This window comes from Pseudonocardia endophytica (assembly GCF_004339565.1).
Taxonomy (GTDB): domain Bacteria; phylum Actinomycetota; class Actinomycetes; order Mycobacteriales; family Pseudonocardiaceae; genus Pseudonocardia; species Pseudonocardia endophytica.
The window spans coordinates 2,138,630-2,151,576 of record NZ_SMFZ01000002.1 but is presented as its reverse complement, the minus strand read 5'-3'; the positions used below and the strand labels follow the sequence as shown (position 1 = coordinate 2,151,576).

General features: G+C 70.3%; 12 protein-coding genes. 3 read left to right on the top strand and 9 right to left on the bottom strand.

Translation table 11 applies throughout. The features are described 5' to 3' along the window. Nucleotides 1-3: 3 nt before the first annotated feature. Nucleotides 4-741 (top strand): DUF4191 domain-containing protein, encoded by a 738-nt coding sequence (locus EV378_RS28940; protein ID WP_132430541.1) that lies wholly within the window; start codon nt 4-6, stop codon nt 739-741. 1 nt (nt 742) lies between these two features. Here the strand turns inward: EV378_RS28940 and EV378_RS28935 are convergent, their stop codons facing one another. Next, the gene (locus EV378_RS28935; protein WP_132430540.1) at nt 743-1,207 is read right to left on the bottom strand and encodes an RDD family protein; all 465 of its coding nucleotides are present in this window, start codon (nt 1,205-1,207) and stop codon (nt 743-745) included. A gap of 164 nt (nt 1,208-1,371) precedes the next feature. Between EV378_RS28935 and glnA the strand changes: the two genes are divergently transcribed. After that, the gene (gene glnA, locus EV378_RS28930) at nt 1,372-2,793 is read left to right on the top strand and encodes a type I glutamate--ammonia ligase (RefSeq protein ID WP_132430539.1); all 1,422 of its coding nucleotides are present in this window, start codon (nt 1,372-1,374) and stop codon (nt 2,791-2,793) included. Nucleotides 2,794-3,051: 258 nt separating this feature from the next. Continuing rightward, nucleotides 3,052-3,969, top strand: coding sequence for a LysR family transcriptional regulator (locus EV378_RS28925; protein WP_132430538.1), 918 nt, complete (start codon nt 3,052-3,054; stop codon nt 3,967-3,969). Between the two features lie 18 nt (nt 3,970-3,987). Here EV378_RS28925 and EV378_RS28920 read toward each other — a convergent pair whose 3' ends face one another. The 8 genes from EV378_RS28920 to EV378_RS28885 all read right to left on the bottom strand — a co-directional run bounded on the left by EV378_RS28920 (nt 3,988) and on the right by EV378_RS28885 (nt 12,836). Further along, a complete protein-coding gene (locus EV378_RS28920; protein WP_207908890.1) occupies nt 3,988-4,752 on the bottom strand; it encodes an SDR family NAD(P)-dependent oxidoreductase in 765 nt (254 codons plus the stop codon). Next, a complete protein-coding gene (locus EV378_RS28915; protein WP_279389688.1) occupies nt 4,749-6,248 on the bottom strand; it encodes an aldehyde dehydrogenase family protein in 1,500 nt (499 codons plus the stop codon). The genes EV378_RS28920 and EV378_RS28915 overlap by 4 nt, the downstream gene beginning before the upstream one ends. Before the next feature lie 98 nt (nt 6,249-6,346). After that, the gene (locus EV378_RS28910; protein WP_132430536.1) at nt 6,347-7,408 is read right to left on the bottom strand and encodes an alpha/beta hydrolase family protein; all 1,062 of its coding nucleotides are present in this window, start codon (nt 7,406-7,408) and stop codon (nt 6,347-6,349) included. Between the two features lie 85 nt (nt 7,409-7,493). Next, entirely contained in the window at nt 7,494-8,342 is an 849-nt protein-coding gene (locus EV378_RS28905) for an ABC transporter permease (protein ID WP_132430535.1), read from the bottom strand. After that, a complete protein-coding gene (locus EV378_RS28900; RefSeq protein ID WP_243653819.1) occupies nt 8,339-9,202 on the bottom strand; it encodes an ABC transporter ATP-binding protein in 864 nt (287 codons plus the stop codon). The genes EV378_RS28905 and EV378_RS28900 overlap by 4 nt, the downstream gene beginning before the upstream one ends. A gap of 345 nt (nt 9,203-9,547) precedes the next feature. Then, a complete protein-coding gene (locus EV378_RS28895) occupies nt 9,548-10,831 on the bottom strand; it encodes a bifunctional 3,4-dihydroxy-2-butanone-4-phosphate synthase/GTP cyclohydrolase II (protein ID WP_132430534.1) in 1,284 nt (427 codons plus the stop codon). A gap of 55 nt (nt 10,832-10,886) precedes the next feature. Continuing rightward, complete coding sequence (locus EV378_RS28890) at nt 10,887-11,498, bottom strand: NADPH-dependent FMN reductase (protein WP_132430533.1); 612 nt, start codon at nt 11,496-11,498, stop codon at nt 10,887-10,889. 39 nt (nt 11,499-11,537) lie between these two features. After that, entirely contained in the window at nt 11,538-12,836 is a 1,299-nt protein-coding gene (locus tag EV378_RS28885) for an NtaA/DmoA family FMN-dependent monooxygenase (protein ID WP_279389687.1), read from the bottom strand. Nucleotides 12,837-12,947 lie beyond the last annotated feature (111 nt).

The window sequence follows — 12,947 nt, the reverse complement described above, 5'->3', positions numbered from 1 at the left end:
CACATGGCCGGCAAGCCCACCAAGGAAGAGAAGAAGGCCGCGCGCGCGGAGAAGCGTGCCGCGTCCCGCCAGCGCTACAAGCAGATCTGGCAGGCCTTCCAGATGCAGCGCCGCGAGGACAAGACGCTGGTCCCGATCATGGTCGGGATCGTCGTCGCGGCGGTCGTGGTGCTCAGCATCGTGGGCTTCCTGTTCTTCGACCCGGTCACGGCGTGGACGTTCGTCGTGCTCGGCGTGCTGGCCGGTGCGCTGGGCGCGTTCTCGTTCTTCGGCCGACGGGTCCAGAAGTCGGTCTACTCGAAGGCCGACGGGCAGCCGGGCGCCGCCGGATGGGCCCTGGAGCAGATGCGTGGCCAGTGGCGGGTGTCGCAGGGCATCGCCGGCACCACGCACCTCGACGCCGTGCACCGGGTGATCGGCCGGCCCGGGATCATCTTCGTCGCCGAGGGCGCCCCGCACCGCGTGAAGACGCTGCTCGCGCAGGAGAAGAAGCGCCACGCGCGGGTCGCGGGCAAGACGCCGATCTACGACGTGATCGTCGGCAACGAGGAGAACCAGGTCCCGTTGGGCAAGCTGCAGCGGCACCTGATGAAGCTCCCGCGCAACATCGCCGCGAAGGACATGGACACCCTGGAGCAGAAGCTCACCGCGCTGGGCAGCAAGGGTGCCGCGATGCCGAAGGGACCGATGCCGCAGGGCGCGAAGATGCGGTCGGTCCAGCGCACGGTCAAGCGCCGCTGAGTCAGCGGGTCCGGACGGCGATCGTCGTCGACGCGCGGTCGTGCCAGCCGCGGCCGTCGCCGTCGCGGGCGAGCGGTGGCAGCACGAGCACGATCAGCAGCGTGCGCAGCATCGCGCGCGGGACGCCCACGAACTGCGCCATGTCGGTCCGTGCGACCCGGATCCTGGCCACGACCTTGCCCGGCGTCATCCCGATCACCGCGACGCCGAGCACGGTGATCACGTACCAGATGGCCAGCACGATCCAGCGGATGTTCGGGTCGGCGAGACCGTCCACGCCGAGGAAGGCGAGCGCCACCAGGTAGGCCAGGATCCAGTCCAGGAACAGCGCGACGAAGCGGCGGCCGAGCCCCGCGACGGCGTTCGGCCCGTCGGCGGGCAGTCCGAACTTCTCCCCCGGGTGTGTCTCGGCGGCGTCCGTTCCGGCGGGTGATCCGGGGAGCCACGACTCGATCCAACGGGCCATGACCTCTAGCCTAGGCGCCGAACCTGCGATGCGACCGGGCCGGATGTGAGCTTCGTCCAGGTCGGTCCCGTTAACGTCCGTGAAACCGACGGGTGACGGGTGGGCAACACGCGAGCCATAGCGTGCCCGCAGTCGCGCAGTAGACAGCGAAGGAGCGCATCAGCGTGTTCAGCAACTCCGAAGAGGTACTCAAGTACATCTCGGACGAGAAGGTCGAGTACGTCGACATCAGGTTCTGTGACCTGCCCGGCGTGATGCAGCACCTGACCGTCCCGGCGACCACCGCAGGTGACCTGCTGGAGAACGGCGCCGCCTTCGACGGCTCGTCGGTCCGCGGGTTCCAGGCGATCAACGAGTCCGACATGGCGCTGTTCCCGGACTCGGCGACGGCGCGGCTGGACCCGTTCCGCAAGCACAGGACGCTGAACATCAACTTCTTCGTGCACGACCCGATCACCGGTGAGCCCTACTCCCGTGACCCGCGGAACGTCGCCCGCAAGGCCGAGGAGTACGTCGCGTCGTCGGGCATCGCGGACACGGCGTTCATGGCGCCGGAGGCCGAGTTCTACCTGTTCGACTCGATCCGATTCGGCGAGGACGCGAACCAGTCGTTCCACCACATCGACTCCGCTGAGGGCTGGTGGAACACCGGCCGCGACGAGGAGGGTGGCAACAAGGGCTACAAGGTCGGCTACAAGGGCGGCTACTTCCCCGTCCCGCCGGTCGACCACTACGCCGACCTGCGCGCCGACATCGTCTCGAACATGATCACCAGTGGCTTCGAGGTGGAGCGCGAGCACCACGAGGTCGGCACCGCCGGGCAGGCGGAGATCAACTACAAGTTCAACACCCTGCTCCACGCGGCCGACGACATCATGCTGTTCAAGTACCTGGTGAAGAACACGGCGTGGGCGGCGGGCAAGACCGCGACGTTCATGCCGAAGCCGCTGTTCGGTGACAACGGGTCCGGCATGCACGTGCACCAGTCACTGTGGAAGGACGGCTCGCCGCTGTTCCACGACGAGGCAGGCTACGGCGGGCTGTCCGAGACCGCGCGCTTCTACATCGGCGGCCTGTTGCACCACGCGCCGTCGCTGCTGGCGTTCACGAACCCGACGGTGAACTCGTTCCACCGCCTGGTCCCGGGCTTCGAGGCGCCGGTCAACCTGGTCTACTCGGCGCGCAACCGCTCGGCCTGCATCCGGATCCCGCTGTCCGGCGACAGCCCGAAGGCCAAGCGCATCGAGTTCCGTTGCCCCGACTCGTCGGGCAACCCGTACCTGGCGTTCTCGGCGATGCTGATGGCCGGTCTGGACGGCATCAAGAACAAGATCGAGCCGGCCGCGCCGATCGACAAGGACCTCTACGAGCTCCCGCCGGAGGAGGCCAAGGACATCGCGCAGGTCCCGTCCAGCCTCTCCGCGGTCATCGACCGGCTCGAGGAGGACCACGAGTACCTGCTCGAGGGCGGGGTGTTCACGCCGGACCTGATCGAGACCTGGATCGGCTACAAGCGGGAGAACGAGATCGACCCGCTTCGCCTGCGTCCGCACCCGTACGAGTTCGCGCTCTACTACGACGTGTGATCCCGAGGTCCTCGTGACCTCGTGACGGACCGCGGAAACGGTGGTCGACCCGCACGAACGCTCGCCGGCGTTCGTCGGCGTCGACCACCGTTTTCCGTTCACCCCCCAGACCGCCCCGGACTGTCGACTGTGGACGTCCGGGCGGCTGGCTGCCGGTCGACGGGGCTCGGGTCCCGGTCGGCGCCCTGCTCGCCGGTTCGGCTCCGGTCGGAGGCTCGCGCGTGGTCCGCGGGCCGGCGGACAGGCAGGCTGGTCGACATGGACGTCAAGAAGCTCGAGGCCTTCTGCGTTGTGGCCGACCAGGGATCATTCACCGCCGCGGCGGCCACGCTGCACATGACCCAGTCGGCAGTCTCCCAGCAGATGTCGAGCTTCGAGCGGGAGATCGGTCAGGACCTCATCCGGCGGCATCCGCGCGGGGTCTCGCTGACCGAGGTCGGCACCACGCTGGCCCGACGAGGGCGGCAGATCCTGGGTGATCTCGCCCAGCTCGAACGCGACCTGACCAGGATCGCGACGCCACGCACGAGGGTCGGTCTCGGCCTGTTCACCACGGCGGGCGCGTTCCTGGCGCCGACGGTGGTGCACGCGTTCCGGGAGCGCCACCCGGAGATCGCTCTGGAGATCCGGCCGTGCCAACCCGACGAGCTCGCCACCCAGCTGCGCGCCGGGACGATCGACGTCGGACTGAGCTGGGACTACGACTTCATGGCCCGGCCGCTATCGGCGTTGCGCCGTATCCACCTGCTCGACGACCCGATGCACGCCGTGCTGCCGTCCGATCACCCGATGGCGGACGGTTCGCGTCCGGTGCGGCTCGACGAGCTCCGCTCGGAGCCGTGGGTCGAACGGGTCCACGCGGAGCCGTACCGGCACGTCGGAACGGAGATGTGTCGCATCGCGGGCTTCGAGCCGGACGTCGTGTTCGAGACCGAGGACTACCAGTCGGTGCAGGGACTCGTCGCCGCGGGCGTCGGAGTCGCGGTGGTGCCGCGGCTCGCGTTGACCACCCGCCGGCACGACATCGTCAGCCGTCGGATCGTCGAGCCGGGGTTCCTGCGCCGGATCGAGGCCGTCGTGCTGCCGACGAGCACGTTGAGCGATCCGGTGTCGTTGATGGTGGACCTGCTCGTCGAGGAGTGTCGGGCGCTGGCGACCCCGCCCTCCGCGGAGTGACGTCCGCCAGGACGGGGTTCACATGTAGCCGCCACCGTTGACCGCCACGACCTGGCCGGTGATCGGGTCCGACGCGGGCGAGACGAGGAAGACCACGGTGTCGGCCAGGTCGTCGGACACCAGCGCCGCAGGCAGTACCTGGCCGGCGGTCGCCTGCGCGTACCGGGCCTCGGTGGGCTCGGGCTCGCTCAGCACGATCCCCGGCGCGATCGCGTTGACCCGGATCCCGGAGGGTCCGAGCTCGGCAGCCAGGGTCCGGGTGAAGCCGAGCACCGCCGACTTGCTCGCGACGTAGTGGATCCGGTTGGGCGAGCCCTTCAGGGCCGTGTCCGAGCTGACGTTGAGGATCTTCCCGTAACCCTGCCGGCGCATGTGCGGGACGACGGCCCGGCATGCGAGCCACGTCCCGCGGACGTTGACCGCCATCATGCGGTCCCACTCGGCGATCGAGATCTCGTCGAACGGCACCCGCGACATCCCGACGGTCAAGAAGATCGCCGCGTTGTTGACCAGGATGTCGATCCGGCCGAAACGTGCCGCCGCCGCTGTCGCCATCGCCTCGACCAGAGCGCCGTCACCGACGTCGACCGGCACGGCCATGGCCGTGCCGCCCTCCCGCCCGATCCCGGCCGCAACGTGCTGCGCGCCCTCCTCGTCGAGGTCGGCAACGACCACGGAAGCGCCCCGCTCGGCGAGGCGGCGGGCGTAGGCCCGGCCCAGACCGTTCGCCGCTCCGGTCACCACCGCCACGCGCCCGTCCAGCAGACCCGGTCCCGGGTTCACGCGGCACCTCCCGGCGCCGCGCGCAACGACAGGTTCTTGGTCCGGGTGAAGCTCAGGAGCTCGTCCAGGCTGTTCTCGCTGCCCAGCCCGCTGAGCTTGTAACCGCCGAACGGCGCGCCCAGTGGCCGTTCCCCGGCTCCGTTGACCCACACGTAGCCGGCCTGGACCTGCTTCCCGAACGACACCGCACGTCCGAGGTCGTTGGTCCACAGGTTCGCAGTCAGGCCGAGCGGTAGCTCGTTGGCGATCCGCAGCGCCTCGTCCTCGTCGGTCCAGCCGAGCACGGCCACGACCGGACCGAAGATCTCCTCGCGGGCGATGATCATGTCCGGAGTGACGTCGTCGAACACGGTCGGCGCGACGAAGTAGCCCCTGGACAGCCCCGTGGGGCGTCCGGGGCCTCCGGTGACCAGCCTGGCGCCCTCGGAGACGCCGCGGTCGACGTAGCCGAGCACCCGTCGGTAGTGGCTCTCGAACGCCAGCGGGCCCATCGCCACCCCCGGGTCGAGCGGGTCACCCACGGTCAGCGCCTCCGCGGCGGCCACGAACGCGTCCACGAAGTCCCGGCGGATCCTCTCGTGGATCAGCATCCGGGAGGGCGACCCGCAGGACTGTGCCTGCCCTCGGTTGAAGTTCATCGCGGTCACCGCGGCGCGAGCGGCGGTCTCGACGTCGGCGTCCGGGAACACGACGAGCGGGTTCTTGCCACCCAGCTCGAGGGTGACGGTCTTCAGGCGTTCCGCCGCGGACCGGACGACCGCCTGTCCGGACCGGACGCTCCCGGTGAACGCGATCCGCCCGACTGCGGGATGGTCGACGAGTGCCGCACCGGCCTCTCGTCCTCCGGTCACCACATTCAGCACGCCCGGTGGCAGCACGCCCTCGGCGAGCTCGGCCAGCCGCAGCGCCGAGATCGGGGTCGTCTCGCCGGGCTTGAGGACGACGACGTTGCCCGCCGCGAGGGGTGCCGCGATACCGCTCGCCGCGAACTGGACCGGGTGGTTGAACGGGACGATCCGTCCGACCACCCCGAACGGCTCGCGCAGCGTCATGTTCAGGGCCGGACCGGGCACCTCGATCGTCTGCCCCTTCAGCTCGCCGGCGAGCCCGGCGAAGTACCGCAGCGTGTTGACCCCGTTCGCGACGTCCTTCGCCATGCCGTCCACGGGGATGCCGGCGTCGACGGCGTCGATCCGGGCCAGCTCCCCCGCGTGCTCGGCGACCAGGTCGGCGAGCGCGGCGATCCGGGACGCCCGCTCCTGCCATCCGCACGCCCACCATCGGGGCGCGGCCTCGATTCCCGCGGCGACCGCGCCGTCGACGTCGGCCGCCGACGCCACGGCTACCGACGCCGTCGCCTCCTCCGTGGTCGGGTCCACGCTGTCGGACCGGGACCCGTCGCGCGCCGCGATCCAGCGGCCCCCGACGTGGAGGCCGTATCGCTCGCGGATCCCTGCCCGTTCGCGCCGGACTGCGGCGCGTTCACGATGCCGCATGCTCATGACCTTCTCCCTCCTGTCGGTCGACGGCCCGGGTCCGGCCATCGTGCGGGAACGTCCACGAGGTCTGCCCGTGGAGGTGTGGGGTTCGGCGGTCACCCGTCGAGGCGGGCGCGGAGCCAGTCCGCGGCGGCCGGACGGATCCGGTACCCGATGTTGTGCAGGACGTGGTTGCCGTCCGGCTCCAGCGTCAGCTCCCCGTCCGGTCCGAAGTGCTTCGCCATGCGCTCCGCCTGCTCGGTGTCGAACAGCCGGTCCCGCTCCCCGTGGACGACGAGGAACGGGACGCCGCCCCGCGCGGGAGCGCTCGCCAGGGTGAACCGGTCCGCCTCGGCGGACGCCGCGTCCATGTCGGAACTGCGAGTGCGCACCCGGAACGCGTCCCGGCTGAGGTGCTTCAGGTGGGGCCACGACTCGCCCATGCTGTAGCAGCCACCGAGGGACACCCCGGCCCGGATGCCGTCCGCCCGGGCCGCGGTGCGAGCCGCGTAGTGGCCACCGAGGCTCACACCGACGACGCCGACACGCGCGCGATCAACCTCGTGGCGGCCGCGAAGCACGTCCAGGACCGCCTCGGCGACCTCCTCCCACTCCGCGGTCAGCGGCAGGTCGAACTCGCTCTCGCCCTGCCCTGGACCGTCGACGACCATCGTCGCCATGCCGCGGCGGAGGAAGACCTCGCTGAGCAGGTGCAGCTCCTCCTTCGCGGCGTCGAGGCCCGGCACGAGCAGCACGGTCGGTGCCGGCCCGCCGGCTGCGGGCGTACGGAACACCCCGGGGAGCGTCCGGTCGCGGTACGGGACGTCGAGGACCCGCCCCGGCCATGGCAGGCGGACGAGAGCCCGCCGGTACGCCCCGGCCGCTCGCTCCGTTCCGCGCCGCAGGGCAACGACGTCGTGGACGAACAGGAACTTCCCGAAGTGGAACTCGAGCGCGGCCACGAGGCGTAGCTCGGCCGCGGTCTGGTGCGCCCCGGCTCGGTCCGCGGCCTCGGCCTCGGCCATGCGGGCGTCGCCCGACCGCTGCCACGCCTGGTTCCAGGAGGACCAGTCCGTCAGGTCGCTGCGGATCTGCTCCACGTCGGCCAACGGCACACCGTTGCTCACGAACCGGTGCACGAGATGTTCGAGCTGCGCGACGGCGTCGGGCTGGCTCATCGCCCTTCCTTTCGGGTCGGCGGATCGGAGGTTCTGCCGGTGTGGCCGGGCCCAGCTCGAGCCGGTCCGGGCCCGGCCACCCCGCTCAGCCGACGCTGCCCGACCAGAACGTGAGACGGTTCTCCAGCCAGGCGACCCCGCGGGTCAGGACCACGGCGACGACGGCGATCACCCCGATCGCGGCCATCGCGTTGTCCATCTCGAAGTTCGACGTCTCCGCCTGGACGACGTAGCCCAGACCGCTGGTGCCCATGAACAGCTCGGCGACGATCGCGCCGACCAGTGTCCGGCCCACGGCCTGCCGCAGACCGGCCAGGATGTACGGCATCGTCCCGGGCAGGGCCACCGACCACAGGGTGCGGACCCGTCCCGCGCAGAAGCTCCGGGAGACCTGTAGATAGCTGGCGTCGAGATTACGGGCCCCCGAGACCACGTTGATCATCAACGGGAAGATCGCGCTCCAGACGACGATCACGAGGCGCGCCGAGTCGTCGATCCCGAACCAGAAGATGATGATCGGCAGGAACACCACGAACGGCACCGAGTACATGATCCCGATCAACGGTTCGAGCAGGCCGTGCAGGACCACGCTGCGGCCGATGACCAGCCCGAGCGGGATACCGGCGGCCATCGAGATCAGCAGGCCGAGACCGACCGAGCGGAGCGTGTCGAGAGTGGGGGCCACCAGGTTGCCCGACTCGTAGAGGTGCCCCAGCCCGCCGAGGGCCCCCAGCGGCGACCCGCTGAACGCCGGGTCGACCCATCCGGCCCAGACCGTGGCCTGCCAGACGGCCAGCACGACGAACCCGCCGACCAGGCCGAGCAGGACGTCGCGGTTGCGCGCGAGGAAGGTCGGTCGCCGGTCGAACGCCGTCGCCGGCAGCACGCCGTCCGGTGTGGACAGATCCGCGTCCCGGGTGTCCGATCGCGTCATCGCGCCTCTCCCCTGCTGATCGCGGCCTGCTCCATCACCAGGCCGAGCACGTGCTCGTTGAGCCGGGCGAACTCCGCCGACCGCTTCACCTCGGGAGGCCGCGGACGGGGGAGGTCGACCGTGACCGACTCGACCAGCCGCCCAGGACTCGCCGAGAACACCAGGACGCGGTCGGCCAGGTAGACCGCCTCGGGAACGTCGTGCGTGATGAACAGCGCGGTCTTGCCGCCACCTGCGGTGTCGGCCTGCCAGACCCGCGTCAGCTCGTCCTGCATGACCTCACGGGTCTGCGCGTCCAGCGCGGCGAACGGCTCGTCGAGCAGGAGCAGGTCGGGATCGGTCGCGAGGGCCCGGGCGAGGTTGACGCGCTGGCTCATCCCACCGGACAGCTCCCGCGGGTACTTGTCCTCTTTGCCCGCCAGCCCGACCAGCTTGACCAGCTCGTCGACCCGCCGCGAGCCGCTCTCGTCGAGCCGGCCCTGCGCCTCGAGCCCGAATCCGACGTTCGCCGCGACGTCGCGCCACGGGAACAGCGAGTGCTGCTGGAACACCATCGAGCGGTCCGGACCGGGCGCGGTGATCGGCCGGCCGTTCAGGTCGAGGTCACCCTCTGCGATCGAGAGGAGCCCGGCCACCGCGGACAGGAACGTCGTCTTGCCGCACCCGCTCGGCCCGACGATGGCGATGAACTCATTGTCTCGGATATCGAACGTGAGATTCTCGACGGCAGCGAAGAAGCGGCCCGACCGCCGTTCGCGATATCCGATCCGAACGCCTCGTACCGATAACTTCACCACTCGATCGTCGACCGAGATCTTCTCGACCGTGCCGCCGCTCGAATCGGGTCCACCATGACCCACGACATTCACCTCCGGCCTTGCGTTGTCGGCTCGTTCATTGAGCTGCCACCGGCCGATCGCCAGTCACACTGTCGACACTTGACCTGTCGCGAGTGAAGCAGGCGCAGCCACGACCTGTCCAGAGACCGCCGATCGCTCCCACTTACTGACGTTCTGACCCAAAAAATCGCTGGTCATTGCCATGATTCACCGGCCGCTTCGTCCGACCCGAGACCCTCCGTCCCTCGCAAACTGTCGACATACGAGGACTCTGCGTGACAGAGCACCTCAGGCCGGAATAGAACCGTCCGGACCAGCGATCCTCCGAAAGGAACCTGGCGGACTCGACATGACGACGTACCGGCGTCAGCCGACGTTCTCGTCGACGGCCAGCAGATGCCCCATGCGTTCCTGCTTGGTCCGCAGATAGCGGATGTTGTGCCGGGTCGGTGTCGCGGGCAGGGCGATCCGGTCGACGATCTCGAGTCCGTACCCGGTCAGCCCGCGGTACTTGACCGGGTTGTTGGTGAGAAGGCGTACACGGGCGATCCCGAGATCGGACAGGATCTGGGCACCGGTCCCGTACGAGCGGGAGTCGACCGGCAGGCCCTGCGCCGTGTTGGCGTCGACCGTGTCCAGTCCGGAGTCCTGGAGAGCGTAGGCACGGATCTTGTGCGCGAGACCGATCCCCCGGCCCTCGTGCCCCCGCAGGTAGACGACGACCCCGGCCCCTTCCGCGATGACCGCGCGCATCGCGTGCTCCAGCTGGGCGCCACAGTCGCACCGGAGGGATCCGACGATGTCGCCGGTGAGGCACTCGCTGTGCACCCGCACGAGCACACCGCGCTCCGTACGGCCGGCGGCAGCCGCGTCGCCGTGGACCAGAGCGAGGTGCTCGGATCCGTCCCACGTCGAGCGGTAGGCGACAGCGCGGAACTCGCCGAACGCCGTGGGCATCGCGGCGGCGGCGACCGTCTCGACGGACCGCTCGGTCGCCCGCCGGTACCGCACCAGGTCGGCGATCGCGAGCACCGGCAGCCCGTGCTCGGCGGCGAAGCGCTCGAGCTCGGCGCCGCGCGACATCGCCCCGTCCGGCGCGACGATCTCACCGATCACGCCCACCGGCTCGCACCCGGCCAGGCGCAGCAGGTCCACCGTCGCCTCGGTGTGCCCGGCCCGCACGAGCACCCCGCCGTTGCGTGCCCGCAGCGGGAAGACGTGCCCGGGCCGCCGGAGCTCGCCGGGAACGGTCGCCGGCTCGGCCAGAGCGCGAACCGTCAGCGCGCGGTCCCCCGCCGACACCCCGGTGCCCGCCTCCCGGTGGTCCACGGTCACGGTGAACGCCGTGCCCTGCGCATCGGTGCCCTCCGGAACCATCAGGGGCAGGCGCAGTGCGTCCGCCCGCTCCGCCGGCATCGGCGTGCAGATGATCCCCGTCGTGTGGCGCACCATGAACGCGATCTGATCCGCGGTCGCGGTCCCCGCCGCAACAATCAGGTCGCCCTCGTTCTCCCGATCGGCGTCGTCGGTCACGACGATCATCCGACCGGCCGCCAGCGCGTCCACGGCACGCTGCACCGCGAAGGTGCCGGGAAGCGAACCAGGCGGTACGGCCCGCGTATCGGCGGGGACAGTGGTCGGAGTGGTCATCTCCGGCTCCTTCCGAGGTCAGGTCGGTGCAGGCCGGCGCCGCTGCGCGATGTGCTCATGCGAGGGCGACCGCCGACGCCCCGTCGGCGCGGCGGCGGGCGAAGCCGGTCAGCTGGTCGGCCAGGACGTCGAGCTGCCGGACCAGATGGGGATCCGTCACCCGTCCCTCCGGGTCGACCGGCGGGACCGAGGAGTTGACCGTCACCCCCAGCGGGGTCGGCCACCCGCGCAACGCGTGGACCGTCGAACGCAGGGCGGCGAGCGTGCTCACCGCGGCTTGCCATCCGGCTGCCGCCACGATGCACCCGACAGCCTTGTCGTCCAGGTACGGGCGGTCGTCGCCGGCGAGCTCCTGCAGGAAGTCGAGCGCGTTCTTGAGCAGGCCCGAGACGCCCCCGTGGTATCCGGGTGTGGCCACGATCAGGCAGTCCGCGGCACGGACGGCGGACAGGTACCGGTCGACGGCCGGGTCGCCGCCCGGGTACGGCGGGTCGTACATGGAGAACTCCAGCTGATCGGCTGCGATCAGCTCGACCTCGGCGCCGCGCGCACGGCAGGAGCCGAGTGCCGCCCGCAGGAGGCGGTTCGACGAGGACGACGACCGCTGGGTGCCGCCGATCCCGAGGATCCGGGCCGGGCGGGCAACGGCACTGGTGGTGGGACTCATGGGCGACTTCCTGGCTCGACGGGTGCGCGGAAGCGCGACTCAGGCGGGAACGGCGGTGCGCGGGCCCACGGGATCGAGCCCGAGCTCGCCGCGCAGGGTGTCGTGCTGGTAGTCCTCGTGGAACAACCCGCGGCGCTGGAGCTCCGGCACGAGCAGGTCGACGACGTCGTGCAGGCCGGACGGCAGCATGTCGATCATCAGGGTGAAGCCGTCGGCACCTCCCGCCTCGAACTGGCGTTGCATGGTGTCGGCAACCTGCTCCGGTGTCCCGATGACCTCCTGGTGGCCGCCGCCGTAGCGCATGCTCAGTTCCCGCGTCGTGAGCCGTTCGGTCACGGCGAGATTGACGATGCTGCGCCGGAAGCCGATCGACCCGGAGAACTCCGACTCGGGGACGAGCTGGTCGATCGGGAACGGCCGATCCGGGTTCGCCTGCAGTACCTCGAGCGAGACCCCGACCCGGCGGGCGAGCTTGGCCAGGTTCGGGCCCAGGCCGAGGGCTTCCTCCAGGGACCGCTTCCGCGCCCAGGCGTTCTCCTCGGTGTCGCCGAGGATGATCGAGAGTCCGGGAAGGATCTTGATCTGGTCGGCGGGTCGCCCGGCCCGCTCGGCCCGGGTCCGCATGTCGTCGCGGAAGGCGATCGCGTCCTCCAGCAGATGCGCCGCGGTGAACACCGCGTCGGCGTGTGTCGCCGCCTGCGCTCGTCCGAGCTCCGACGAGCCGGCCTGGAAGATCACCGGTCGCCCCTGGGGGCAGCGCGCGAACGGGAGCGGGCCGCGCACCGAGAAGTTCTCGCCAACGTGGTTGATCTCGTGGACCTTGGTCGGGTCACCGAAGATCCTGGCGACCTTGTCACCGACCAGCGCGTCGGCCGCCCAGGAGTCCCACAGCTTCTCCACCACCTCGAGGAACTCCTCGGCGCGGCCGTACCGGTCGCCGTGATCGGGGTGCCGGGTACTGCCGAACTGCTCGGCCGTGTGCGGGTTCTGGGTGGCGATCGAGTTCCAGCCGGCCCTGCCTGCGCTGAGGTGGTCAAGGGTCGCAAACCGCCGTGCCAGCTCGTAGGGCTCGTTGTAGGTGGTCGAGGCCGTACCGATCAGGCCGACGCGCTCGGTCGCCGCGGCCATCGTGGCGAGAACCGTGATCGCGTCCAGGGTGCCGCACGGCCGGTCGACGCCGTTCTCCTGGTTGGTGATCTGCTCGGCCAGGAAGACGGCGTGCAGCTTGCCGCGCTCCGCGGTGCGGGCGAGGTCGAGGTAGAGCTCCGGCGAGACGTAGTCCGTCACGTCTCCGTCTCGCGCCATCCAGGCACCGAGGTGGATTCCGAGACCGTGCATGAGAGCGGCCGTGACGATCATCTTCGGCTGGGCTTCAGACAATTCTGTGCCCCTTTTCGAGAAGGATTTCCGGCACCCTCGGGTCGAGCGTCGCATCGCGCTTCTGACGAA

What these genes read in the sequence shown, in the direction of transcription:
- EV378_RS28915 (WP_279389688.1), bottom strand. Translation starts at nt 6,248, where the DNA reads ATGCGGCATCGTGAACGCGCCGCAGTCCGGCGCGAACGGGCAGGGATC.
- EV378_RS28910 (WP_132430536.1), bottom strand. Translation starts at nt 7,408, where the DNA reads ATGAGCCAGCCCGACGCCGTCGCGCAGCTCGAACATCTCGTGCACCGG.
- EV378_RS28905 (WP_132430535.1), bottom strand. Translation starts at nt 8,342, where the DNA reads ATGACGCGATCGGACACCCGGGACGCGGATCTGTCCACACCGGACGGC.
- EV378_RS28885 (WP_279389687.1), bottom strand. Translation starts at nt 12,836, where the DNA reads ATGCACGGTCTCGGAATCCACCTCGGTGCCTGGATGGCGCGAGACGGA.
- EV378_RS28935 (WP_132430540.1), bottom strand. Translation starts at nt 1,207, where the DNA reads ATGGCCCGTTGGATCGAGTCGTGGCTCCCCGGATCACCCGCCGGAACG.
- EV378_RS28925 (WP_132430538.1), top strand. Translation starts at nt 3,052, where the DNA reads ATGGACGTCAAGAAGCTCGAGGCCTTCTGCGTTGTGGCCGACCAGGGA.
- EV378_RS28895 (WP_132430534.1), bottom strand. Translation starts at nt 10,831, where the DNA reads ATGACCACTCCGACCACTGTCCCCGCCGATACGCGGGCCGTACCGCCT.
- EV378_RS28890 (WP_132430533.1), bottom strand. Translation starts at nt 11,498, where the DNA reads ATGAGTCCCACCACCAGTGCCGTTGCCCGCCCGGCCCGGATCCTCGGG.
- EV378_RS28940 (WP_132430541.1), top strand. Translation starts at nt 4, where the DNA reads ATGGCCGGCAAGCCCACCAAGGAAGAGAAGAAGGCCGCGCGCGCGGAG.